The sequence below is a fragment of the Streptomyces sp. NPDC002926 genome, from assembly GCF_053591755.1.
On record NZ_JBSFUK010000005.1, the window covers coordinates 427025 to 450360 of the forward strand.

General features: G+C 69.9%; 22 protein-coding genes. 16 read left to right on the forward strand and 6 right to left on the reverse strand.

Annotated features, from left to right (window positions below):
* Positions 1–6: 6 nt before the first annotated feature.
* Positions 7–1596 (reverse strand): acyl-CoA carboxylase subunit beta, encoded by a 1590-nt coding sequence (locus tag ACWDZ6_RS13550; RefSeq protein ID WP_451502946.1) that lies wholly within the window; start codon positions 1594–1596, stop codon positions 7–9.
* A 114-nt stretch (positions 1597–1710) separates the two neighbouring features.
* On the opposite strand from ACWDZ6_RS13550, the gene ACWDZ6_RS13555 reads away from it, so the two are divergent.
* The 5 genes from ACWDZ6_RS13555 to hutH all read left to right on the forward strand — a co-directional run bounded on the left by ACWDZ6_RS13555 (position 1711) and on the right by hutH (position 8091).
* A complete protein-coding gene (locus ACWDZ6_RS13555; RefSeq protein WP_451502947.1) occupies positions 1711–2568 on the forward strand; it encodes a biotin--[acetyl-CoA-carboxylase] ligase in 858 nt (285 codons plus the stop codon).
* 313 nt (positions 2569–2881) lie between these two features.
* Positions 2882–3979 carry an adenylate/guanylate cyclase domain-containing protein gene (locus ACWDZ6_RS13560; protein WP_451502975.1) on the forward strand — a complete coding sequence of 366 codons (1098 nt, stop codon included), beginning with the start codon at positions 2882–2884 and terminating at the stop codon, positions 3977–3979.
* 426 nt (positions 3980–4405) lie between these two features.
* Positions 4406–5206 (forward strand): enoyl-CoA hydratase/isomerase family protein, encoded by an 801-nt coding sequence (locus ACWDZ6_RS13565; protein WP_451502948.1) that lies wholly within the window; start codon positions 4406–4408, stop codon positions 5204–5206.
* A 57-nt stretch (positions 5207–5263) separates the two neighbouring features.
* Positions 5264–6463, forward strand: a complete 1200-nt coding sequence (locus ACWDZ6_RS13570; RefSeq protein ID WP_451502949.1) for a diguanylate cyclase domain-containing protein — start codon at positions 5264–5266, stop codon at positions 6461–6463.
* An 86-nt stretch (positions 6464–6549) separates the two neighbouring features.
* On the forward strand, positions 6550–8091 hold the full coding sequence (gene hutH / locus ACWDZ6_RS13575; protein ID WP_451502976.1) for a histidine ammonia-lyase: 1542 nt from the start codon (positions 6550–6552) through the stop codon (positions 8089–8091).
* Between the two features lie 67 nt (positions 8092–8158).
* Here the strand turns inward: hutH and ACWDZ6_RS13580 are convergent, their stop codons facing one another.
* A complete protein-coding gene (locus ACWDZ6_RS13580; RefSeq protein WP_389174585.1) occupies positions 8159–8431 on the reverse strand; it encodes a hypothetical protein in 273 nt (90 codons plus the stop codon).
* Between the two features lie 108 nt (positions 8432–8539).
* Here ACWDZ6_RS13580 and ACWDZ6_RS13585 point away from each other — a divergent pair, with 108 nt between their 5' ends.
* The 3 genes from ACWDZ6_RS13585 to ACWDZ6_RS13595 all read left to right on the forward strand — a co-directional run bounded on the left by ACWDZ6_RS13585 (position 8540) and on the right by ACWDZ6_RS13595 (position 11528).
* Entirely contained in the window at positions 8540–8902 is a 363-nt protein-coding gene (locus ACWDZ6_RS13585; RefSeq protein WP_366730154.1) for a hypothetical protein, read from the forward strand.
* A gap of 210 nt (positions 8903–9112) precedes the next feature.
* Positions 9113–10378: a L,D-transpeptidase gene (locus ACWDZ6_RS13590; RefSeq protein ID WP_451502950.1), complete on the forward strand. Its 1266-nt coding sequence runs from the start codon at positions 9113–9115 to the stop codon at positions 10376–10378.
* 82 nt (positions 10379–10460) lie between these two features.
* Positions 10461–11528 (forward strand): GNAT family N-acetyltransferase, encoded by a 1068-nt coding sequence (locus tag ACWDZ6_RS13595; protein ID WP_451502951.1) that lies wholly within the window; start codon positions 10461–10463, stop codon positions 11526–11528.
* A 5-nt stretch (positions 11529–11533) separates the two neighbouring features.
* Here ACWDZ6_RS13595 and ACWDZ6_RS13600 read toward each other — a convergent pair whose 3' ends face one another.
* Entirely contained in the window at positions 11534–12394 is an 861-nt protein-coding gene (locus ACWDZ6_RS13600) for a helix-turn-helix transcriptional regulator (RefSeq protein WP_366730157.1), read from the reverse strand.
* A 120-nt stretch (positions 12395–12514) separates the two neighbouring features.
* Here ACWDZ6_RS13600 and ACWDZ6_RS13605 point away from each other — a divergent pair, with 120 nt between their 5' ends.
* The 5 genes from ACWDZ6_RS13605 (at position 12515) to ACWDZ6_RS13625 (ending at position 18293) form a co-directional block, all read left to right on the forward strand.
* Positions 12515–13558: an NAD(P)-dependent alcohol dehydrogenase gene (locus ACWDZ6_RS13605; RefSeq protein ID WP_366730158.1), complete on the forward strand. Its 1044-nt coding sequence runs from the start codon at positions 12515–12517 to the stop codon at positions 13556–13558.
* 821 nt (positions 13559–14379) lie between these two features.
* Positions 14380–15552: an ice-binding family protein gene (locus ACWDZ6_RS13610; protein ID WP_451502952.1), complete on the forward strand. Its 1173-nt coding sequence runs from the start codon at positions 14380–14382 to the stop codon at positions 15550–15552.
* Between the two features lie 345 nt (positions 15553–15897).
* Positions 15898–16482, forward strand: coding sequence for a DUF5819 family protein (locus ACWDZ6_RS13615; RefSeq protein WP_451502953.1), 585 nt, complete (start codon positions 15898–15900; stop codon positions 16480–16482).
* Positions 16469–17599 carry an HTTM domain-containing protein gene (locus ACWDZ6_RS13620; RefSeq protein WP_451502954.1) on the forward strand — a complete coding sequence of 377 codons (1131 nt, stop codon included), beginning with the start codon at positions 16469–16471 and terminating at the stop codon, positions 17597–17599. The genes ACWDZ6_RS13615 and ACWDZ6_RS13620 overlap by 14 nt, the downstream gene beginning before the upstream one ends.
* A gap of 340 nt (positions 17600–17939) precedes the next feature.
* Entirely contained in the window at positions 17940–18293 is a 354-nt protein-coding gene (locus ACWDZ6_RS13625) for a DUF1330 domain-containing protein (protein WP_451502955.1), read from the forward strand.
* A gap of 185 nt (positions 18294–18478) precedes the next feature.
* Here ACWDZ6_RS13625 and ACWDZ6_RS13630 read toward each other — a convergent pair whose 3' ends face one another.
* Entirely contained in the window at positions 18479–18847 is a 369-nt protein-coding gene (locus ACWDZ6_RS13630) for a VOC family protein (protein WP_451502956.1), read from the reverse strand.
* A 181-nt stretch (positions 18848–19028) separates the two neighbouring features.
* Positions 19029–19529 carry a DUF1453 domain-containing protein gene (locus tag ACWDZ6_RS13635; RefSeq protein ID WP_451502957.1) on the reverse strand — a complete coding sequence of 167 codons (501 nt, stop codon included), beginning with the start codon at positions 19527–19529 and terminating at the stop codon, positions 19029–19031.
* 78 nt (positions 19530–19607) lie between these two features.
* On the opposite strand from ACWDZ6_RS13635, the gene ACWDZ6_RS13640 reads away from it, so the two are divergent.
* Positions 19608–20234, forward strand: coding sequence for a TetR/AcrR family transcriptional regulator (locus ACWDZ6_RS13640; protein WP_451502958.1), 627 nt, complete (start codon positions 19608–19610; stop codon positions 20232–20234).
* A 54-nt stretch (positions 20235–20288) separates the two neighbouring features.
* On the opposite strand, the gene ACWDZ6_RS13645 is transcribed toward ACWDZ6_RS13640, so the two are convergent.
* Positions 20289–21878: a hypothetical protein gene (locus tag ACWDZ6_RS13645; protein WP_451502977.1), complete on the reverse strand. Its 1590-nt coding sequence runs from the start codon at positions 21876–21878 to the stop codon at positions 20289–20291.
* Positions 21879–22083: 205 nt separating this feature from the next.
* Here ACWDZ6_RS13645 and ACWDZ6_RS13650 point away from each other — a divergent pair, with 205 nt between their 5' ends.
* Positions 22084–22737 carry a class I SAM-dependent DNA methyltransferase gene (locus ACWDZ6_RS13650; protein WP_451502959.1) on the forward strand — a complete coding sequence of 218 codons (654 nt, stop codon included), beginning with the start codon at positions 22084–22086 and terminating at the stop codon, positions 22735–22737.
* Between the two features lie 125 nt (positions 22738–22862).
* Complete coding sequence (locus tag ACWDZ6_RS13655; RefSeq protein ID WP_451502960.1) at positions 22863–23324, forward strand: helix-turn-helix domain-containing protein; 462 nt, start codon at positions 22863–22865, stop codon at positions 23322–23324.
* Positions 23325–23336 lie beyond the last annotated feature (12 nt).

The window sequence follows — 23336 nt, forward strand, 5'->3', positions numbered from 1 at the left end:
TGGGGGCTAGAGGGGGATGTTGCCGTGCTTCTTCGGAGGCAGGCTTTCCCGCTTCGTACGCAGCTGGCGCAGGCCCTTCACGACCTGTGCCCGCGTCTCCGACGGCATGATCACCGCGTCGACGTAGCCGCGTTCGGCCGCCGTGTACGGGTTGAGCAGCGTGTCCTCGTACTCCTGGATCAGCTGCGCCCGCGTCGCCTCCATGCTGTCGGCGTCTCCGGCGGCCGCGATGGTGCGCCGGTGCAGGATGTTCACCGCGCCCTGCGCGCCCATCACCGCGATCTGTGCCGTCGGCCAGGCCACATTCAGGTCGGCGCCCAGGTGCTTGGAGCCCATGACGTCGTACGCGCCGCCGAAGGCCTTCCGCGTGATCACCGTGATCAGCGGGACCGTCGCCTCCGCGTAGGCGTAGATCAGCTTCGCGCCGCGCCGGATGATGCCGCCGTACTCCTGGTCCACGCCGGGCAGGAAGCCGGGCACGTCCACGAAGGTGATGACGGGGACGTTGAAGGCGTCACAGGTGCGGACGAAGCGCGCGGCCTTCTCCGAGGCGTTGATGTCGAGGCAACCCGCGAACTGCATCGGCTGGTTGGCGACGATGCCGACCGGAAGGCCCTCCACCCGCCCGAAGCCGGTGATGATGTTCGGCGCGAACATCGCCTGCGTCTCCAGGAACTCGCTGTCGTCAAGCACATGTTCGATGACCGTGTGCATGTCGTACGGCTGGTTCGCGGAGTTCGGGATGAGGGTGTCGAGCTCGCGGTCCTCGTCGTTCGTCTCCAGGTCGGCCTCGTCGGGGAAGGCCGGCGGCTCGGAGAGGTTGTTGGACGGCAGGTACGACAGCAGCGACTTGACGTACTCGATGGCGTCCTTCTCGTCACCCGCCATGTGGTGCGCGACGCCCGAGGTGGTGTTGTGTGTACGGGCTCCGCCCAGCTCCTCGAAGCCGACGTCCTCACCGGTGACCGTCTTGATGACGTCGGGTCCGGTGATGAACATGTGCGAGGTCTGGTCGACCATCACCGTGAAGTCGGTGATCGCCGGGGAGTAGACGGCTCCGCCCGCGCACGGTCCGACGACCAGCGAGATCTGCGGGATCACGCCGGAGGCGTGGGTGTTGCGGCGGAAGATCTCGCCGTACATGCCCAGCGCGCTGACGCCCTCCTGGATACGGGCGCCGCCGGAGTCGTTGATTCCGATGACCGGGCAGCCGGTCTTCAGCGCGAAGTCCATCACCTTGATGATCTTCTGGCCGTAGACCTCGCCGAGCGCGCCGCCGAAAACCGTGAAGTCCTGCGAGAAAACGGCGACCGGGCGGCCGTCGACCGTCCCGTAACCGGTGACCACGCCGTCGCCGTACGGGCGGGTCTGCTCAAGGCCGAAGTTGGTGGAGCGGTGCCGGGCGAACTCGTCGAGCTCTACGAACGACCCCTCGTCCAGCAGCAGAACAACCCGTTCCCGGGCCGTCAACTTGCCCTTCGAGTGCTGCTTTTCCACCGCGCGCGCGGAGCCCGCATGCGTCGCCTCATCTATGCGGCGCTGCAGATCCGCGAGCTTTCCCGCGGTGGTGTGGATGTCAATCTCGGACTCCGACATCGGGATGCGGCTCCCTGTCCTGGTCAACGTCAACCGGAATGGCTACTGACACGTAGCGTATCGGCGCGCATGGCGCTCGGCAGTGCGGCGTTTGCCACACCTAACCTGGCTTGCATGACGCCTGAGAATGCGCCCGAGAGCCGCTGGTCCGACCTCGACCGGCCGCCGCTGAACGTCGCGGCACTGCGCCGCGCCCTGCTGCTGCCGGGCGGGCTGTGGACCTCGCTCGACATCGTGCCCAGCACCGGCTCCACCAATTCCGACCTGACGGCACGGGCCGCGTCCCTGGAGGAGGGGGCGGTGCTGGTCGCCGAGGAGCAGACGGCGGGCCGCGGCCGGCTCGACCGGTCCTGGACGTCGCCGGCCCGCTCCGGGCTGTTCTTCTCCGTACTGCTGCGGCCCGGGGCGGAGGTGCCGGTGGAGCGCTGGGGCTGGCTGCCGCTGCTCGCCGGAGTCGCGTCGGCGACCGGCCTCGCCCGGGCCGCCGGAGTCGACATGTCCCTCAAATGGCCTAATGACCTGCTGGTGACGGTCGGCGGCGAGGAGCGCAAGACCGGCGGGATCCTCGCGGAGCGTGCGGGCGACGACGCGGTGGTGGTCGGCATCGGCCTCAATGTCACGCTGCACGCGGACGAGCTGCCGGTGCCGACGGCGGGCTCGCTGGCGCTGGCGGACGCGATCTCCACCGACCGCGACCCGCTGCTGCGGGCCGTGCTGCGCTCGCTGGAGCAGTGGTACGGCGACTGGCGCGCGGCGGGCGGCGACCCGGCGCGTTCCGGGCTCCAGGCGGCGTACGCGGCCGGCTGCGCGACGCTGGGGCGCACCGTACGGGCCGAGCTGCCCGGTGGCCGTTCGGTCACCGGCGAGGCGGTCGCGCTCGACGGTGACGGCCGTCTGGTGCTGACCACGGAGGGTGGCGGGGAGCAGCCGATCAGTGCGGGTGACATCGTGCACCTGCGGTCGGCCGACTGATCCCGGGTGGACCTGGCTGAATCCCGATGGCGGACCGGGACGTGAGCCAGGGCACACCTGTCGTATCGTTGAGGCGATCGAGCGACAGATCGGCAGGGCAGTGCCGCAGGGAACGGGCAGGAGGCGGCTGGTGACCGTCGACGACACCAATTCCGGCGCGGGCGCGCAGCCCCCGTCGGACTCCTCTTCCGGTGCGTCCGATTCGTCCGGCTCTTCGTCCGGGTCTTCGTCCGCGGTGGCATCCAACGGGTCTTCCGGCCCGGCCGGGTCCTCCGGGTCTTCGGAGTCGTCTCCTGCGTCCTCCTCCTCGTCGGTGCATCCGACCCCGCACCACGAGGTCGACCACACCGCGGAGCCGACGGTCGACCCGCTGGCCATCCGTCTGGAGCAGCTCATTCTCGGCGCCGACCGACGCTACACGCCCTTCCAGGCGGCCCGTACCGCAGGCGTCTCGATGGAGCTCGCCTCCCGCTTCTGGCGGGCCATGGGCTTCGCCGACATCGGGCAGGCGAAAGCGCTGACGGAGGCGGACGTACTGGCCCTGCGGCGGCTCGCCGGTCTGGTCGAGGCGGGCCTGCTGAGCGAGCCGATGGCGGTCCAGGTGGCCCGCTCGACGGGCCAGACCACCGCCCGGCTGGCCGAATGGCAGATCGATTCTTTCCTGGAGGGCCTCACCGAGCCGCCCGAGCCGGGCATGACCCGCACCGAGGTCACCTATCCGCTGGTCGAGCTGCTGCTGCCCGAGCTGGAGGAATTCCTGGTGTACGTGTGGCGGCGGCAGCTCGCCGCGGCCACCGGGCGCGTGGTCCAGGCCGCGGACGACGAGGAGATGGTCGACCGCCGGCTGGCGGTCGGTTTCGCGGACCTGGTCGGCTTCACCCGGCTGACGCGGCGGCTGGAGGAGGAGGAACTGGGCGAGCTGGTCGAGGCGTTCGAGACCACCTCGGCCGACCTGGTCGCCGCGCACGGCGGTCGGCTGATCAAGACCCTCGGAGACGAGGTGCTCTTCGCGGCGGACGACTCGGGCACGGCGGCGGAAATCGCGCTGCGCCTCATCGAAACGATGACGCACGACGAGACGATGCCGGCGCTACGCGTCGGCATCGCTTTCGGCACGGTCACCACGCGGATGGGCGATGTGTTCGGCACGACGGTGAACCTGGCCAGCCGGCTGACCTCGATAGCGCCGAAGGACGGGGTGCTGGTGGACGGGGCCTTCGCGGAGGAGCTGGTGCGCACCGCAGACGCGCCGGCCTCCGAGGCGGATGCCGCGGAAGCGGCGGCAGCGGCGGAGAAGGAGGGCGAGGAACCCCCCTCGTACCGCTTCGCCCTCCAGCCGATGTGGCAACGCCCGGTGCGAGGCCTCGGCGTGGTGGAGCCGTGGCAGCTGTCGCGGCGGACGAACGCCTGAGCCGTGGGGCGGCGCGGTGCGGACGGGGCCTGCGCGCCGAGCGGCCTGCGCGGCGGTGCGAAGCCGCCGCCTGGGGGAGCGGGCGCCCCGGCCCCCGCTCGGTGCAGCCCGGCTCGGCCGGCCGCTGAGCGCTTCCTGGAGGAGACCCCGCGTCGTCCGCCCGCGCTACCCGCAGCCGCTTCACGGGCGTCCGGCAGACGTCCCTGTACGCGTGCCGCGGCGCGGTGCCGGTGCGGCCGGCAGCTCCGTTCAGCGGATCGCGGCTCCTGACCGGCGGGCCGCGATGCCATGGTTGCGGCGCGAGGCCGCCGCTCCCGGCGTCGGAGACCCGTACCCCTGGTTCACAGGACGGACGGGTGGGGGGAGACCCCGGCGCGGTGCGCGCCTATGATCCGGTGAACCATCGTTAACCGGGAGGGTGCCGTCATGACCGAGTCCGAGCAGCGGTTCGGGGAATTCGTCGTCGTACGCAGGCGCGAGCAGGGGCACGTCGCGGAACTCGTGCTCGATCGGCCCAAGGCCATGAACGCCGTCTCCACAGATATGGCCCGGTCCATCGCCGCCGCCTGTGACGCCCTCGCCGCCGACCCGGACGTGCGCGTCACCGTGCTCACCTCCACACACGAGCGAGCCTTCTGCGTGGGCGCCGATCTCAAGGAGCGGAACTCCTTCTCCGACGCCGAGTTGGTGCGGCAGCGGCCCACCGCCCGGGCCGCCTACACCGGGGTCCTCGAGCTGCCGATGCCCACCGTCGCCGCCGTGCACGGCTTCGCCCTCGGCGGCGGGTTCGAGCTGGCGCTCGCCTGCGATCTGATCGTTGCCGACGCCACCGCCGTGGTCGGGCTGCCCGAGGTGTCCGTCGGCGTGATCCCCGGCGGCGGCGGGACCCAGCTGCTGCCGCGCCGCGTCGGTGCCGCGCGCGCCGCCGAGCTGGTGTTCACCGCGCGGCGCGTGGAGGCGGCCGAGGCGCGGCAGTTGGGGCTCGTCGACCAGCTGGCGGACGACGCCAGGACCGAGGCGCTCGCGCTTGCGGGACGTATCGCCGCGAACTCTCCCGTCGGGCTGCGCGCCGCGAAGCGCGCGATGCGGCTCGGACAGGGGCTCGATCTGCGGGCCGGCCTGGAGGTGGAGGACTCGGCCTGGCGGTCGGTGGCCTTCTCCGGAGACCGGGCGGAGGGCGTCGCGGCCTTCAACGAGAAGCGGAAGCCGCAGTGGCCCGGCGAGTGACGTCCGACAACGGCCCACTCCAACTGATCAAATCGTTTCGAACCTCCCTAAGCTGGGATGATGGCTGAGGATCGGCGGTTGCGAGCCGTGGTGGCGCTGGCGCAGGCGATGGCGGCCGCCCACACACCGCGCGAGTTCTGGCGCGCGGCCGCGCTCGGCGCCTGTCACGCGCTGGCCGGCTCCTTCGCCGCGCTGTCGGTATGGGAGCGCGAGCTCGGCCGGCTCAAGGTGCTCGTGAACGCCGGCGAACGGGCGGCAGGGGAGGAGGAGTTCCCCGAATCCGAGACGTACCCGGTCAACCGCTTCCCGGAGATCACGGAGTTTCTGCACGAGCGGTGGGCGGGCGGCGGCGAGCCGGACGCCTGGGTGGCGACGGTGGAAGAACCGGCGCCGCCCGCGCACGGCCACCGCCACCAGAAGGCACCTCCCACGGACGAAGTCCTGTGGGGGAGGGTCGCGGCCCTGCGACGGCGCGGCCGCGGCTGCTGTGTCGTCGCGCCGATCGTGCTGCACGGTCGGGCCTGGGGCGAACTGTATGTGGCCAGGCCGCCGGGCGCGCCGGTCTTCGACCGGGACGACGCGGACTTCGCGACCGTCCTCGCTTCCGTCGTGGCCTCCGGCATCGCCCAGAGCGAGCGGCTGGAGGAGGTCCGCAGGCTCGCCTTCACGGACCCGCTGACCGGTCTCGCCAACCGCCGCGCCGTCGACATCAGGCTCGACGAGGCGTTGGAACGGCACCGCACGGACAGCTCGGTCGTCAGCCTGGTGGTCTGCGACCTCAACGGCCTCAAGCGCGTGAACGACACCCACGGCCATGCCGTCGGCGACCGGCTGCTCGAGCGTTTCGGCTCGGTCCTCTCGCTCTGCGGGGCGATGCTTCCCGGCACGCTGGCGGCACGGCTCGGCGGTGACGAGTTCTGTCTGGTCTCGGTCGGTCCGGCGGCGGACGAGGTGGTCCGGGTGGCGGACGAACTCTGCCTGCGTGCAGGGGAGTTGGAGCTAGGTGAGGGTGTGGCCTGCGGCGTGGCCTCGACCGGTGACCCGATCGGCCAGGTCCACTCGGCCCGTCGGCTGTTCCGGCTGGCGGACGCGGCCCAGTACCGCGCGAAGGCGGCCCGCTCGCCGAAGCCGGTAGTCGCCGGCCGTGACGGCACCGTGATGCGCCTCGCGGACACTCCGCCGCGCTCGCCGCACGAGCGCCGCGCGTTCCGGGGCGTGCGTCCCGAGGACGCCACGGAGCCCTGGAGCGAGCCCTGAGACCGCTGTGACATTGCAGTAAGGGGCCGACCGGCCCGCCGCTAGTGACAGGTTGCGATTCAGTCCGTACGCTCCTGAATATGGATATGCACACAGTCGTGGTGGGGACGTCCGGTACCACCGCCGAAGACGTCATCGCCGTGGCCCGCGAGGGCGCCCGCATCGAGCTCTCCGCGGAGGCGGTCGCCGCCCTCGCCACCGCCCGCGGGATCGTGGACGCGCTCGCCGCCAAGCCCGAGCCCGTCTATGGGGTCTCCACCGGATTCGGCGCGCTCGCCAGCCGGCACATCAGCCCCGATCTCCGCGCCCAGCTGCAGCGCAACATCGTCCGTTCGCACGCCGCGGGCATGGGCCCCCGCGTCGAGCGCGAGGTCGTCCGGGCGCTCATGTTCCTCCGTCTGAAGACCGTGGCCTCCGGCTACACCGGCGTACGCCCCGAGGTCGCCCAGGCCATGGCCGACGTGCTGAACGCCGGCATCACGCCCGTCGTCCACGAGTACGGATCCCTCGGCTGCTCCGGCGACCTCGCCCCGCTCTCGCACTGCGCGCTGACGCTGATGGGCGAGGGTGACGCCGAAGGCCCCGACGGCCGGGTGCGGCCCGCCGGAGAGCTGCTCGCCGAGCACGGCATCACGCCCGTCGTGCTCCGCGAGAAGGAGGGCCTCGCCCTCCTGAACGGCACCGACGGCATGCTCGGCATGCTGGTCATGGCCCTCGCCGACCTCCAGCGCCTCTACACCACCGCCGACATCACCGCCGCCCTCAGCCTCGAGGCGCTGCTCGGCACGGACAAGGTCCTCGCCCCCGAGCTGCACGCCATCCGCCCGCACCCGGGCCAGGGCGTCTCCGCCGCCAATATGACTGCCGTACTCAAGGGCTCCGGTCTCACCGGGCACTTCCAGGAGGAGGAAGCGCCCCGAGTACAGGACGCGTACTCCGTGCGCTGCGCGCCGCAGGTGGCCGGCGCCGGGCGGGACACCCTCGCCCATGCCCGTCTGGTCGCCGACCGCGAGCTCGCCTCGGCCGTCGACAACCCGATCGTGCTGCCCGACGGCCGTGTGGAGTCCAACGGCAACTTCCACGGTGCCCCGGTCGCGTACGTCCTCGACTTCCTCGCCATCGTCGCCGCCGACCTCGGCTCCATCGCGGAGCGCCGCACCGACCGGCTCCTCGACAAGAACCGCTCGCACGGTCTGCCGCCGTTCCTCGCCGACGACGCCGGGGTCGACTCGGGCCTGATGATCGCCCAGTACACACAGGCCGCCCTGGTCAGCGAGATGAAGCGGCTCGCCGTCCCGGCATCCGCCGACTCCATCCCGTCATCGGCGATGCAGGAGGACCACGTCTCCATGGGCTGGTCGGCCGCGCGCAAGCTGCGCACCGCCGTCGGCAACCTGAACCGGATCCTCGCCGTCGAGCTCTACGCCGCGACCCGCGCCATCGAGCTGCGGCGCGGGCTGACCCCCGCGCCCGCCTCGCAGGCCGCCATCGCGGCGCTGCGCGCGGCAGGTGTCGAGGGCCCCGGCCCGGACCGCTTCCTCGCGCCCGACCTGGAGGCCGCCGACGCGTTCGTACGGGACGGAAAGCTCGTCGCGGCCGTGGAGCCGGTGACCGGCCCGCTGGCCTAGGTTCGGCAGCACACAGGGCCGGACAAGGGCCGCTCCGCACACCGTGGGGCGGCCCTTGTCCGGCCCGTCACATGTACATGGCCCCGCGCCGGCGCACGGAGTACGCCACAAAGCCCATGCCGATGCCGAGGAAGGCAGTGCCGCCGACCAGATACGGAGTGGTGTCCACGGTGCCCGTGGCGGCCAGGGTCAGCTCCTGGGACGACGCACTGGCGCCGGTCTGTTGTCTCTGCACCGCTTCCCGCTCGGCAGTGGCATTCGCCGAGGGAACGAACCACAGCGCACACAGCAGAGTCCCTGCGGCAGTGGCGGTAAGAAGCGGTCGACGTGCGACGGACACGGACTCGATCCCCCTTGAGGCATCCTCGAATTGGCCGGGTGCGCTGATGCTAGTGAAAGCAGCGGGTCGTGGGAAAGCCGCGGGCGCGGGAGCTCTACGCTCCGTCGTATGACCACTTCTGAGACATCACGGTATGTGCGGCTGCGGGTGGAATTGGTGCTGGAGATCGACGACTCCGAAGCGCTGACCGGCAGCGCCCTCGAACGCATCGCGGCGGACGACTCCATGCCCGACGAGGAGCGTGCGCACGCCGAGTCGGCGGTACGCGAGGACGAGGCGGAGGCCATCGCCTATCTCGTGGACCCCTTCGACCTGGTCAGCGAGGTGCCGGGGGTGGAGCTCGCGCAGGCTTCGTGGAGCAGCGAGCAGATCGAGTACGACCCCGATGCCGAGGACTGGGATCCGGACGAGGAAGATGGGGACTACGACGACGATGACGAGGCGGACGACGGTGACGCCGGGCGGCCGTAGCACGTGCGAATGACGGGCTCGGGGGCGCCGTGACGTGAAGCGGCGCCCGTCCGTTTTCGTGTCGCAGTGCAACCGCCGGGGCTGTGGCTGCGTCGATGAATATCTGTGAGTGGTGTTCCCCACATCCCTTTCGGATATGGAACCGGACAGCCCGAAATGGGTGTTGTCCATGTAGTGGATCAGGGTAGTGGGTCAGGTAAATCGGCGACGATGGAGAAGCGTGTGATGACGGACAGCAAGCGGCGCAAAGGCCTCATAGCCGCGTCCGCAGTGCTCGGCGGCGTGCTGGTGATGTCGGGCTGCAGCGGCGACGGTGACAAGGGCGGTAGTGCCGACAGCTCGAAGAAGTCGCAGGCCCAGGTCGACGAGGCGGCAGCGAAGGACGCGTCGAAGGCCCGCATAGCCATCTCGCCGAAGAACGGCGCGACCAACGCGGGCATCAACAACGACGCCAAGGTCACCGTCAGCGAGGGCACGCTCACTCAGGTCACCATGGCCACCGCCGACGGTGCGAGCGTCAAGGGCACCCTCGCCCCCGACGGCAAGAGCTGGAAGCCGGACGGGCAGCTCGAGCGTTCCACCACGTACAAGATCTCCGCCTCGGCGAAGGACGCCAAGGGCCTGGAGGCCCACGAGAACTCCTCCTTCACCACCGTCTCGCCCGCCAACAGCTTCATCGGCAACTTCACGCCCGAGGACGGTTCCACCGTCGGCGTCGGTATGCCGGTCTCGATCAACTTCAACAAGGCGATCACGGACAAGAAGGCCGTCCAGGCCGGGGTCACCGTGACGTCGAGCAGCGGCCAGGAGGTCGTCGGTCACTGGTTCAACGGGCAGCGGCTGGACTTCCGCCCCGACCAGTACTGGCAGGAGGGCTCGACGGTCACCCTGAAGCTGAACCTCGACGGGGTCCAGGGCGCCCAGGGAGTCTTCGGCGTCCAGCAGAAGACGATCACCTTCAAGATCGGCCGTAACCAGGTCTCGACCGTCGACGCGTCGGCCAAGACGATGACGGTCACCCAGGACGGCAAGACGATCAAGACCATCCCGATCTCCGCCGGCGGCCCGGACAACCCCACCTACAACGGCCAGATGGTGATCTCCGAGAAGTTCAAGGAGACCCGGATGGACGGCTCGACGGTCGGCTTCAAGAAGAAGGACGGCAAGGGCGAGTACGACATCAAGGACGTCCCGCACGCGATGCGGCTGTCCACGTCGGGCACGTTCATCCACGGCAACTACTGGGGTGCCGACTCGATCTTCGGCAGCGCCAACACCAGCCACGGCTGTGTCGGTCTGAACGATGTGAAGGGCGCGGGTGACCCGAACCAGCCCGCCGCCTGGCTGTTCGACAACTCGATCGTCGGCGACGTCGTCATCGTGAAGAACTCCAAGGACAAGACCGTCCAGCCGGACAACGGCCTGAACGGCTGGAACCTGAGCTGGAGCGAGTGGAAGGCCGGCTCGGCCGCCTGAGCCACCACGTCATGCCCATGAGGGCGGCGGCACCCCGTGGGGTGCCGCCGCCCTCGTCCGTTCTCCCCGTACCGTCATCGATATGACGATCACACAGCTCCCCGTACCGCCCGCCGAATCCGCTGTCGACGCCTGGCACGCGGTGGTCACCGCGGCGCACGGCCACGATCTGCCGGCCGGGGTGCCGGTACCCGGCCGCGTCGAGACCGAAGGAAAGCTGCGGCAGTCCTCGGTGAGCGGGCGCACGCTCCATCTCGTCGCGACAGCGTCCGACGGCTCGAAGGGCGGCCCGAAGGACGGCTCGAACGAGGGCTCGGGGGACGGCTCGTACGACGGGGTGGCCTCGCTGGTCCTCTTCACGGAAGAGGGTAACCGCCACACCGCCTTCCTCGATGCGCTCACCGTACGTCCGGAGGCGAGACGGCGCGGCGTCGGAGCGGCGCTCTGGGCGGCCGTACGCGCCGAACTGGCTGCCGACGGACGCACGTCGGTCTCCACCGTCCTGGAACCGGGCGGCGCGGGCGAGGAGTTCGCCACCGGGCTCGGCTTCGAGAATGTGCTGCCGCTCGCCTGGTACGTACAGAACGTCCAGGGCGCGCTCGCCGCGCACCCGGAGCAGCTCGCACTGCCCAAGGGCTACACCTACGGCCAGTGGGCGGGCGTCGTGCCGGATGCCTTCGCCGACGCCTTCGCCGAGGCCCACAACGCCATGGAGGACGCTCCCACCGGCGACCTGGATGAGCGGGCTCACGTGTGGGACTCGGACCGGGTGCGGGCCGCCGCGCAGGTGATTGTGGACCGGGGCGGCGTGGTCCTGTCCTCGGTGGTGCTGCACGTGGCGGACGACGGCGCGGTGGAGGGCGCCGCGACGGGCCGTGCCGAGGTCGCCGCCTACACCGAACTGGTGCTGAGAGACCCGTCGGACGTCCGCGCCATCCAGTACGACACCGTGGTCACCCCGGCCCACCGGGGCCGCCGGCTCGGCCGTGCGGTCAAGCGCCACATGCTGGGGACGGTGAGCGCGCTTCAACCGGGCATACGGGAGATCGCGACGACCGTCGCCGACGACAACGGCCCGATGCTGGCCGTCAACGCGGGTCTCGGCTACCGCCGTGAGCGTCCCGTCGCCTTCTTCCAGGCCAAGCTGTAACGGCGTTAGAGCGCGTCGGCGTCCGCCACCTCGTCCACGCCCCAGCCGGCCAGCAGCCGCAGCGACTCGGCCGCGCGCGTGCCGGGCTCCGCGTGGTAGGCGACCAGCGACAGATCGTGGTCGTCGGGCAGCCTCAGCGTCTCGTACGACAGGGTCATCTCGCCCACCAGCGGATGGTGCAGCCGCTTGGTGCCGTGGCCCTTGTCCTGGACCGTGTGCGCGGCCCAGAGCTTGCGGAACTCTTCGCTCTTGACCGACAGTTCGCCGATGAGCGGGGGCAGTTGCGGGTCGTCGGCCGAGCAGCCCGCGTACATCCGCAGCACGCTCACCACCTCGGTCGCCTTGCACTCCCAGTCGACGTACAGATCAGGCGCGTTGGGGTCGAGGAAGACGAGCCGGGCCATGTTCCGCTCCTGCGGCGGCAGTGCGGCGAAGTCGCCGAGCAGTGCGCGGGCCATGCGGTTCCAGCCGATGATGTCCAGCCGGCGCCCGAGTACGTACGCGGGCACCCCGTCCATCGCGTCCATCAGCTGCTGCACGGCGGGCCGCAGCTGCTGCGGTCGGCCCATGCGCCGGTGTTTCTTCTGCTTCGGCTTCGCGAGGTGGCTGAGATGGTCCCGCTCGACGTCGGACAGGCGCAGGGCCCGCGCGATCGCGTCGAGCACCTCGGTGGACACATTGCGTCCGTTGCCCTGCTCGAGACGTGTGTAGTACGCGACGGAGACCCCGGCGAGCTGCGCCAGCTCCTCACGGCGCAGCCCGGGGACACGACGGTGGCGGCCCAGCTGCGGCAGGCCGACGTCCTCCGGCTGCAGCCGGGCACGGCGGGAGCGCAGGAATTCGCTGAGTTCGGCTCGCTGGTCCATACAGCCAAGTATTACCGGCCGGGGAGCATGTCCATCCTGACCCTGCCAGTCGTACGCACGCTGGACGTAGGCACAACAGAGGGCTGGGTAAGTGCCCCGCCCCGCGGCAGGCTCACAGCCATGACCACCACCGTTTCCGCATACGCCGCTCCCGCCGCCAAGGCGCCGCTGGAGCGGACCACCGTCCCGCGTCGTCCTGTCGGCGAGCACGACGTGCTCATCGAGATCAAGTACGCGGGCATCTGTCACTCCGACATCCACCAGGCCCGCGACGGCTGGGCCGAGGGCATCTTCCCGATGGTGCCGGGCCACGAGATCGCGGGCATCGTCACCGAGGTCGGTCCCGGTGTGACGAAGTTCGCCGCCGGCGACCGGGTGGGCGTCGGCTGCATGGTCGACTCCTGCCGTGAGTGCGACAACTGCAAGGCCGGTCTCGAGCAGTACTGCTCGGGCGGCAACGTCGGTACGTACAACGCCCTCGACAAGAGCGGCGAGCCGACCTACGGGGGCTACTCCACCCACATCGTCGTCGACGAGGCCTTCACGCTGCGCATCCCCGACGGCCTGTCGCTGGACGTCGCGGCCCCGCTGCTGTGCGCCGGCATCACCCTCTACTCGCCGCTCGCCCACTGGAACGCGGGCCCCGGCAAGAAGGTCGCCATCGTGGGCCTGGGCGGCCTCGGCCACATGGGCGTCAAGATCGCCCATGCGCTGGGTGCCGAGGTGACCGTGCTCAGCCAGTCGCTGCGCAAGAAGGACGACGGGCTGAAGCTGGGCGCCGACCACTACTACGCGACGAGCGACGAGGCGACCTTCAAGGAGCTGGCCGGCAGCTTCGACCTGATCGTCTCGACCGTGTCCGCGCCGCTGCCGCTGGACGCGTATCTGCGCCTGCTGAAGACGGACGGCGCCTTTGTGAACGTGGGCGCTCCCGAGGAGCCCGTCTCGCTCAACCTGTTCTCCGTCATCGGCGGCCGCAAGAGCCTAGCGGGCTCGGGGATCGGCGGTATCGCGGAGACCCAGGAGATGCTCGACTTCTGCGCCGAGCACGGCCTGGGCGCGGAGATCGAACTGATCCGCGCGGACCAGATCAACGAGGCGTACGAGCGGGTGCTGGCGAGCGACGTCCGCTACCGCTTCGTGATCGACACGGCGACGATCTGAGCCCCAGCGTCCCACCGGCTCAACTGCGGCCCCGGCCGCGCCGGATCAGCTTCGTGCCGATCCGGCGCGGGCCGGGGCCTCGGTGCGTGGACCATGCGGACTGTCCGGCCCCGGCTGATCAACGAAGTGGTGCGACGCCGATTGGGCGTGGCACACACCTGGCCGGGTTGGACCTGCTGCCGCACCGCATCGGCTGGAGTGTGCAGGTCCCATTCTCATCGAGGGCCTCGTCGCCAGGACTGGCCTCGACCTCCGACCGCCGTAACCTCAGCCATTAAAGATCTCTGGATCCACGAATTCGCATCCGGCCCGGCCTATGTTTCCGGAATGCGTCCAGAGGGCATTTGCTGCCGCTTGTTAAATGTCGCAAAGGCGTGGAGTATTCGGAGTCGAAGTCGTCTTCTGCCTCCGACTTCACAGGAATGGCAGTGAGCAGCGGGCCGGCGGTCGGTACCGGCGCGCTTTTCTGTGTGCCGCCGACGTGTCATGGCGTAACCCGAGGTGAGCACCCCCAGTGGAGAAAATCAATGGTGCGGACGAACCCCGGCTCCCCACTCCGCTGACGGGCAGTGGCCGATGGTCGGCCTGTCAGGAGTGATTGACTGCAGCGACGGCGGTGGCTTGCCGCACGGGATGAATGACAGCCAGTCGGCTCAATATTTGTCATACATTCTTGAATTTATATGGTGAGTTCCGGCGACATCACCCGGATGAATCATAGCCGAAGAGGGGTATCGCCGTAATCTGCCGCTGACAGAAGAGGCGATTCCGTCCGGCGGTGAACGCCGGGCGTCACCACCCTCACAGGAGTTGGCTCCTCGATGACACTGAATATTCCCGATGCGCCGCATCGGCGCACAATGACGGCCTGGATCGCGGGGGTACTTGCCCTGCTGGTCGCCTTGGCCGTTGTGGCAGTGACGCCTACACAGGCAAAAGCAGCAACACTTGTACCTCTGGGTACCGCGCAAAGCTTCGCGGTGCTGGCCGGTTCGGCTGTCACCAACACCGGCAGTTCTGTGATCACCGGAGACGTCGGCGTATCTCCGTCGATGGCCCTGGGCGGATTCCCGCCCGGGGTGGTGGTGGACGGTACGTTCCACCCCGGGGACGCTGTGGCTGGGCAGGCGCAGGACGACCTGGGCACGGCGTACGACTTCGCCTTCGCCGAGCCCACACAATCCAACATCTCCGCGGCGCCGGTGACTCCGACGCTGGTTCCGGGCACCTACGGCGCCACGGCCGGTCTCCTGGTCAACGGTATCTGGACCCTGGACGCCCAGAACAACCCCGATGCCGTCTGGGTCTTCAAGATTCCTGAGGGCCTGACAACGACAACCACGAGCAGCATTGTCCTCGCCAACGGTGCCCAGGCGTGCAACGTGTTCTGGGTGGTCGGCGAATCGGCCACGATCCAAGCCGGCTCCATCTTCGCGGGCACCATCATGGCGCTCACCTCGATCACCGTCGTCAGTGGGGCGAACATCCAAGGCCGGGCGCTGGCCCGAAACGGGGCCGTGACGCTGGACACCAACGTGATCACCAGGCCGGATGACTGTGGCGTCGGCACGACCACAACCGACGGCGCGGCCACGACCACGACCACGACCGATGGCGCAGCCACCACCACGACCGATGGCGCGGCCACCACCACGACCGATGGCGCCGCCACCACCACGACCACCGGTGATGCGACCACCGGTGATGCGAACGGTGGTGATGCGAACGGTGGTGATGCGAACGGTGGTGATGCCAACGGTGGTGACGCGAACGGTGGTGACGCGAACGGTGGTGATGCCAACGGTGGTGATGCCAACGGTGGTGATGCCCACGGCACCAGCTCGGGCGGACACACCGGCGGACATTACTGCGACCACTGCTGGAATCCTTCGAAGCCGAAGCCGGTGAAGCCCTGGAAGCCAGGCCACCACAACAAGCCGGGGAAGCCCGACAAGGACGAGGGGAAGCACAAGGCGCAGTTCACCACCGAGTGAGTTCTTCCCCCGCAGTTCGGTGGGAGCAGTGAGCCGCGCGTGCGTCGCTTCGGCGGAGTGCGCGCACAGGTAGTCGCCCCACAGGCGAGTGGGACGGGTGGCGCGCGGCGGGATCGTCATCGATTCCGTCGCGCGCCGCATGCGGAAGCAGGGAGCAGCAGGTGCGAGCAGTCGGGATGGGAAGGACCGGGTGGGACCGTGCTGGGCGGCGTTGAGTCGACGAATGTGAAGGAATCGCAGCGGACCGGCGCTGAGCCGGCAGCGCAGGACGGTGGCGGGGGACCGCGCAGGACCCGTGGGATTTCGGGGTCACCCCGCCCGCTGAGCGCGGGAACGGGAGCCGCGGTGGCCCTCTGTCTGGCAGTGGCCCTGGTCCATGTGCTCCTGGTGTTTCTGTACGTTGCGCCCCCGAACGCCATCTCGCAGGCGTACAGCCGGCAGATCAACGCGTGGGTCCTGCCCGTGTTCGAGCAGAACTGGCGGCTCTTCGCCCCGAATCCGCAGTCGGTCAACCGGCAGATCTCGGCGAGGACCAGGCTGACAGCACCGGACGGCACCGCACGGGTGAGCGACTGGATCGATCTGAGCACCATGGACGATTCCGCCGTCAAGCACAGTGTCTTCCCGAGCCATACGGCACAGAACATGCTGCGCCAGGCCTGGAATTCCTACCTCAGAACGCACGGCGGCGACGACCGGCCGCGCTCGGAACGGGCTCTGATGATGCAGAAGTATCTGCGCAACATCGCAGCGGATCGCGTCGCCGCCCAACGCGGCGGCACCTTCGAGTCCATCCAGCTTCGGGTGATCACCCTGCCCATCGCCGCGCCCGGCGCAGCGGGCGGTTTCCGCCCGGCCACCGCGGCACCGGCGCGGGTCGAAACCCGGTATCTGCCCTGGTGGAAGGTGGCCTCGCATGGAACGGACTGAGCAGGCACCGGTCGCCGCGCCCACAACGTCCCGACGCACCACCGAGCCGGCGGCCGTACGGACGCCGCAACGCGTACTCGAGGGGGTCCACGCGTTCCTCGTCCTCCTGACCGAGCGGCCGGTCTCCCTGTATGCGGCGGCGGTGCTGCGCATCGGGTACGGGCTGCTCTATCTCGCTTTCCTGCTCCGCGAGTTTCCGCACCGCGACGAGATGTGGGGCCCCGGTTCACCGTGGACGCCCGCGCTGGCCAGACAGATGCTCGACCAGAGCGGGTGGTTCAGCGTCCTCACCCTGTCCGACAGCCGGGTGTACTTCGAGGTCTGCTACGCCGTGGCTCTCGTCACGTGTGCTCTGTTCCTGCTGGGCTGGCGGACCCGGGCGGTGTCCGTGCTGTTCGCGGTCGTGGTGGTGTCGTTCCACGCCAAGGCGATCTTCATGGCGGACGGCGGGGACAATCTCATGGTCCTCATGGCCGTCTACCTCGTCTTCACCGCGTCCGGCCGGCGCTGGTCCCTCGACGCGCGCAGGACCGGGCTCCGAGCGCCGGTGGGCAAGACGACTGGCCCGCGCGGCGGCAGTCTCCGGTACCAACTCGGCGACACCCGCGACATCTTGACCACCGTGCTGCACAACTGCGGCATGTTCGTCATCGCCGTCCAGGTCTGTTTCCTCTACGGGTGCGCGGGCCTGTACAAGGTGCAGGGCCCCAGCTGGGGCAACGGCACCGCCCTCCACTACGTCCTGAACATCGACCTGTTCCGGCCCTGGCCCGGTCTGTCCCAGATGATCGACGGCCATCACGTGCTGATCGCCGTCGTCGGCTACCTGACGGTGCTGGTGCAGGTCGCTTTTCCGTTCGTCCTGTTCGGCAGGCTCAAATACCCCGTCCTGATCGTTCTGCTGGGCATGCACGTGAATATCGCGGTGCTCATGGGACTGCCGCTCTTCTCCGGCGCGATGATCGTCGCCGATGCCGCGTTCCTGCCGGACCGCTTCTACCGCTCCCTGGGACGCCTGTGGCGGCGCGCCCCCCGGCCCACAGGTGTCACGGGAGCGGGAGCCTCGCCCGGATCGGCGCACGCCGCGGTACCGCCGCAACCCCGGCCCGCTGGTTGACGCAATCCTCCGCAGGCCGAGTCCGGCCCAAGGGCCCGCCGTTGACGGAGGGTCCTTGGGCATACGGGCCCCAGAAACCACTGAGGGGCCTGACCAGCTCTGCAGATCAGGGCCCCGACCCGGTACTTCTCTGAGGGAAGCCCGCGCTGAGCGTCGTGGTTCCCTTTCTGGCTCCCCACAGCCGGTGAATGCCGGGACTGGGTCTGTGACCTGGGCAGGGAGCACCCTGCCGCCATTACCTCGCGGGTAATCGACGGCCTCCCGTTACCCCGGCAGGATCGAAGACATCCGAACGAGCCCTGTACGAGCCCCGAACGAGCCCCCGCACCGGGAGGACATCATGACCGCCTACGCCGTCGGGCACCTGCTGCCCGCCCCGCATCTGCACGACGAGATCTTCGACTACATGGAGCGGATCCAGTCCACCCTCGACCCCTTCGGCGGTCGCTTCCTCGTCCACGGCGCGACCGTCGAGCTTCGCGAGGGCGAGTGGCCGGGCGCGCTCGTCATCATCGGCTTCGGCGGCATGGAGCAGGCGCGCGGGTGGTACGAATCCGAGGCCTACCAGGAGCTTCTGCCGCTGCGTACCCGGCATATGGCCGGTGATGTGATCCTGGTCGACGGCGTAGCCCCGGGCTACGACGCCTCGGCAACCGCCGCCCGGCTCCGGGCGGCCCATGCCGAGGCGTCATGACAGCCACGATGACGATCTCACGACGACGATCTACGGAGAGGCCCGTGCGGCGCGGGCGGCCCGGCGCGATCCGAGCCAGGCCGACGAGCCGAGGAACGGCCCGCACCCCAGCATGCGGATGACCGGCTGTTCTGTCCCGGGCGCGCACCGAACCCAGGTGGAAGAAGGGCTGCCGCGCCCCGGTCTCACTCCGGCATATGGCAGGTCGCCTCCACGTTGTTGCCGTCCAGATCCCTGACGAACGCGCCGTAGTAGGCCGCGTGGTACTCGGGCCACACCCGTGGTTCGTGCAGCACCTCCGCCCCCGCCTCGACGGCCGCCGCGTAGAACGCCCGTACCTTCGAGCGGTCGGCCGCGACAAAGGCGATATGCACCTCGCGGGCCTGCCCCTGCGTCGTCACCGGACCGATCCAGAAGGTCGGCTGCGTCGTGCCGTAACCGATCACCTCACCGAAGTCGAGCAGCCGTTTGCCGCCGAGCGGGGCCAGTACGCGGTCGTAGAAGGCGGCGCTGGCCGCCGGATCCGCCACTTGTACCGAGATGTGGTCAATCATGATCCGAGCGTGGCACACGCCACTGACAACCGGCCGTCAGCGCCGGAGCCGGAGCTCGGGCCGACGCGACCTCGACGAGGCGGTCGTCCCTTGTTCCCGAGCCACGATGTCGGTGTCGTAACCGGCCTTCATAGCAAGTGTCAGCAGTCTTGTGGTGACGCGTTGTCGGATTCCGCCGCGCTCAGCGCCCGGAATATCTGTCGAGCAGGCTCGGCTTCTCGGGGGCGAAGGGGACTCCGCTCGCCAGGCCCCGCGCGCCGACGACCAGCGCCTCGCCCAGGAAGCCGACGCCGATGGACAGGTTGATCGGCCGCGCTTCCTCGTGCATGCCCATCCGTACGGCGAGGAAGCCGAAACCCGCCATCACCACCAGGGACCCGACGATGACGAGGAACGTCCTGCCCGTATAGCGCTGAAAGAGAATCCCGTCCTTGGGGTAGACGTGGATGGTTGCTCCGCGCAGCGCGCCGAGCCCCACGCCTACCACCGCTCCGCCGATCACCCAGCCGAGGTCGGTCCCGGACAGTTCCTCGACTTCGGTGAGTGCCCAGATTCCGAGTCCGGTGAGTACCAGCGGTGGTCCGAACAAGTCGCGGGCGTTGAGTGGTTCGCCCATCAGCCGCTTGACCACCACTGCGACTGCCACGACGGCGATGATCGTGACGAGTAACCAGATATTCACCACAGCTCCCCCTTTGTTCCAGCCTGTCCGCGTCCGGCGGACGGAGTTTATTTAGCGTGACCATGCTATAAAGACAGTATGCCAAAAGTTGTCGTGGCCGAAGCCCGACGTCAGGACGTCGCACAGGCGGTGCTGCGCGTTGTGGGCCGGGATGGGCTGGAAAGTGCTTCACTGCGCAACGTCGCCCAGGAGGCGGGCTTGGCCATCGGTTCTGTGCGGCACTACTTCGCCGGCCAGACGGAGCTGATGATCTTTACGATGGAGGAGCTCCGGCGGCGCATCGACAACCGCATCCGCCGCCATGCGGAGCAGCTCCTCGAACCGGACGCCGGTATCGACCGCCGGGTCCGCACCGAGGAACTGCTCGCCGAATTCCTCCCCCTCGACGACACTCGCCGCGAAGAAGCCGTGCTCTGGACGGCGTTCGTCACCGCCGCAGGAACCCGCCCCGAATTCCGGCGGTGCGCCCGCAGGATGCATGACGAGATGCGCGAGCTGATCGCCCGGGTGCTGTACGAGGCCCAGAAGTCCGGCGGCATTCCCGCCGGCCTCGACATCGAGCTGGAGACGCTGCGGCTTGCCGCGCTTCTGGACGGTCTTGCCTTCGGGGGAGTGCTGTACCCGGGCGGTGTCGCCCCTGATGCCGCGCGCGACATCCTCCGTCGGCATCTTCAGTCCCTCACGGTTCCCGCCCAGCTCGGTTGAGACCCGCAGGGAAGTCGGTGCCAGAACCCGACCAGCCCTCGGCGCCGGCCACCGTCAGCAGCCGGAGCCGCCCGAGCGCGACAGACGGTAGGGCGAGTCCAGCCGGTACTCACCCGCCCGCGGCACGGTCAGCCGCGTCCACTCGCCCTCCTGCCGCAGACACGCCCCCTGCGCCCGCAGCCACGGCGAGTACGCGACCCGTACCGTCACCGATCCGGCCGCCGGCATCCGTACGACCAGCTCCGCGTCGTCGCCGCTGACCACCGTCGCCGGTGCCGCGGCCAGCGGAACCGCGTCCCGCACCCGGTAGACCGTCCAGCCGCCGTCCTGCCACACCCGCTCCAGCCAGCCCGGCCCGCTCCTGACGATCGCAGCCTCCTCCTCGGCGGGCCCGTCAGGACGCCCGTGGTGCAGGACCACGAAGCCCACCGCCCAGCGGTCCAGCCACTGGCGGTACGTCGCCGGTGTCAGTGACCCGTCGTAGAAGAGCCGCCCGCGCTCCACATCCAGCTGCCGGTTCCAGCCGCGCGCCATATTGACGTGCGGGGCGAGAACGCTCGCCTCGCGGTGGTTGCGGGCGGGGACGACTTCGACGCGCGTGCGGTCGGCGCCCAGCCGCCGCAACTCCCGTACGACACCGTCGGTGTGCGCGGCCCACGCGGGCACCTCGCCGGAGACGACCAGATCGTCCTCGGTCTTGTCGATCAGCCAGTAGGTGTTCACGGCCAGCCCGATCGCGAGCACGGCCCGCAGGAGTCTGCCGAGCCCTCCCGCCAGCACCGCCGCGAGCAGCACCGGCGGCCCGACGAGACCCACCAGACGCTCGACGTTCGTGCCGATCGGCGAGGCGATGAGATAGGTGAGGACGACGCCGACGCCGTACACCCCGGCTCCGTACCGCACCACCCGCCAGTCGCGTGGCGCCGCGACCGCCACGGCGGCGGAGGCGGCCAGCGGCATCCACAGTTTCCCGGCCGCCATGGGCTGTTCGCCGTGGAAGGGGAAGAGCAGCGTCACGGCGCCCACCACGGCGAACGGCGGCAGCACGAGAGCGGCGCCGTTGCGCCACTGCCGGTCCAGCAGATACGCGGCCCCCGCCACCACCAGAAAGAGCCCGGCCACCGGACTGGCCATGGCAGCGAGCGCCGCGCACACCACCGCGACGCCCGTCCTGCGTACGTACAGCACGGCGAGCAGCCCGATCGCGACGCCCAGCGCGAAGGTCGTACGACCGGAGGCGACATCGCACCAGAGAGCCAGCGCCCCGAGCACGGCGGGCGGGCCGGGCCACCGCACTCCGCTGCGTACGAACAGGCAGGCCAGCAGCCAGGTGCCGGCCAGACCGGCGGCGACGGACACCGCGCGCACGCCGAAGACGGCCATGAGCGGTGGCGTCAGCAGGCTGTAGTTGGCGGTGTGGGCGCCCCCGTACCAGGAGAGGTTGTACGCCGAGGTGGGGTGCCGTTCCATGAACCCCGCCCAGGCGAGCTGCGCCGCCAGGTCGCCACCACCGGTCGCGAGCCAGACGGCCCACAGGAGGTACAGCGGCACGACGACGGCCGTCGCGACGAGCGGGACGCGCCACCGGGGTGGTGTGTCCCGCTCGTCGTCATCGGCTCGTACGGTCTCTGCCCACTCGCTGATCCCCACGCCGCAAACCCTAATGGGGCTTCACCGCCCCGCCGTGAGTTCGCCGGCACGTGACCACGCGGCGAGCGGGCCACGGGCGAGCGGGCCACGGGGCGAACGGTTCCTCCTGCGAGGAGTGGCTCGGTCGAGCGCTCCCTGTGGTGGCGGGCGCCGGCGAGGGGTGTCGGGCGCGGGCCGTGGGGGACTACTGTCCTCGACCGTGGCCGAACCCTCCTACCTGCGCACCACCCGGGCGTTCTACGACGCCGTCGCCGTCGACTACGCCGAGCGCTTCCGCACCGCACTCGAGGCCAGGCCGCTGGACCGTGCGCTTCTCGCGGCGTTCGCCGAACTCGTGCGGACCGCCGGTGCGGGGGCGGTCGCCGATCTCGGGTGCGGCCCCGGCCTCGTGACCGCGCACCTGAATTCACTCGGGCTGAACACCTTTGGCGTCGACCTGTCGCCTGCGATGGTCGCGCTGGCCAGGGAGGCGTACCCGGGGCTGCGGTTCGACGAGGGTTCGATGACCGCCCTGGACCTCACCGACGGCGCTCTCGGCGGCATCGTCGCCTGGTACTCCATCATCCACACCCCACCGGAGCGGCTGCCGGTGGTGTTCGCCGAGTTCCACCGGGTGCTGGCCCCGGGCGGCCACCTGCTGCTCGCCTTCCAGGTCGGCGACGAACCTCTGCACCTGGCCCGGCCGTTCGGCCACCCGGTGTCGCTCGACTTCCGCCGGTTGTCGCCCGACCGTGTCGCCGAGTTGCTTCAGCAGGCCGGGCTGGTGGTGGACGCCCGGATGCTGCGCGAGCCCGGCCGGGACGAGAAGGTCCAGCAGGCCCACCTCATGGCCCGCAAACCGGGGAAGCCGTAACGCCGTTGCTGCCGCAACGCGCACCGGCACTCTCACTGCGGGCATCGGCGGCCGGAACGCGTGATTTCGCACGGGGCGGAACTCTGCTGCCTCCCAGCCGACCGCAACGCTCCTACCCTGAGGGGGTGAGCAGCCACGTGCCGAACCAAGCCCGCGTCATTCCACTCCGCCCGGCCACAGTGGCGCCGACCCCCGCGGCCAAAGAGCCCCTCTGGCGGCACGTCGTCGGTGACGTACTGCGCCGTGAGCGCCTCGCCCAGGAACGCACGCTCAAGGATGTGGCCGACGCCGCCCGGATCTCGATGCCCTATCTCTCCGAGCTGGAGCGGGGCCGCAAGGAGGCCTCGTCCGAAGTCCTCGCGGCCGCCGCCCGTGCCCTGGGCCTGGGACTGGCCGATCTCCTCGCGCTGGCCCACGGTGAGCTTGCCCGCCCGGCTCGGGCGAGGCCGGCCCGGACCGGGACCGAACCCACGTCGGTCACCTCGGTCACCTCGGTCACCTCGGTCACCTCGGTCGTCCCGGGGCGCGACCGCAGCTCCGGGCGCGCGGCAGCCCCGCCGCACGGCGGAATGTGCCTCGCGGCGTGACGGACGGCCGCG

Excerpts from the sequence above, each read along its gene's own strand:
- ACWDZ6_RS13625 (WP_451502955.1), top strand. The coding sequence starts at position 17,940 with ATGACCGCCTACGCCGTCGGGCACCTGCTGCCCGCCCCGCATCTGCAC.
- ACWDZ6_RS13565 (WP_451502948.1), top strand. The coding sequence starts at position 4,406 with ATGACCGAGTCCGAGCAGCGGTTCGGGGAATTCGTCGTCGTACGCAGG.
- ACWDZ6_RS13630 (WP_451502956.1), bottom strand. The coding sequence starts at position 18,847 with ATGATTGACCACATCTCGGTACAAGTGGCGGATCCGGCGGCCAGCGCC.
- ACWDZ6_RS13570 (WP_451502949.1), top strand. The coding sequence starts at position 5,264 with ATGATGGCTGAGGATCGGCGGTTGCGAGCCGTGGTGGCGCTGGCGCAG.
- ACWDZ6_RS13555 (WP_451502947.1), top strand. The coding sequence starts at position 1,711 with ATGACGCCTGAGAATGCGCCCGAGAGCCGCTGGTCCGACCTCGACCGG.
- ACWDZ6_RS13585 (WP_366730154.1), top strand. The coding sequence starts at position 8,540 with ATGACCACTTCTGAGACATCACGGTATGTGCGGCTGCGGGTGGAATTG.
- ACWDZ6_RS13605 (WP_366730158.1), top strand. The coding sequence starts at position 12,515 with ATGACCACCACCGTTTCCGCATACGCCGCTCCCGCCGCCAAGGCGCCG.
- ACWDZ6_RS13640 (WP_451502958.1), top strand. The coding sequence starts at position 19,608 with ATGCCAAAAGTTGTCGTGGCCGAAGCCCGACGTCAGGACGTCGCACAG.
- ACWDZ6_RS13600 (WP_366730157.1), bottom strand. The coding sequence starts at position 12,394 with ATGGACCAGCGAGCCGAACTCAGCGAATTCCTGCGCTCCCGCCGTGCC.
- ACWDZ6_RS13590 (WP_451502950.1), top strand. The coding sequence starts at position 9,113 with ATGGAGAAGCGTGTGATGACGGACAGCAAGCGGCGCAAAGGCCTCATA.
- ACWDZ6_RS13620 (WP_451502954.1), top strand. The coding sequence starts at position 16,469 with ATGGAACGGACTGAGCAGGCACCGGTCGCCGCGCCCACAACGTCCCGA.
- ACWDZ6_RS13595 (WP_451502951.1), top strand. The coding sequence starts at position 10,461 with ATGACGATCACACAGCTCCCCGTACCGCCCGCCGAATCCGCTGTCGAC.
- ACWDZ6_RS13610 (WP_451502952.1), top strand. The coding sequence starts at position 14,380 with ATGACACTGAATATTCCCGATGCGCCGCATCGGCGCACAATGACGGCC.
- hutH (WP_451502976.1), top strand. The coding sequence starts at position 6,550 with ATGCACACAGTCGTGGTGGGGACGTCCGGTACCACCGCCGAAGACGTC.
- ACWDZ6_RS13550 (WP_451502946.1), bottom strand. The coding sequence starts at position 1,596 with ATGTCGGAGTCCGAGATTGACATCCACACCACCGCGGGAAAGCTCGCG.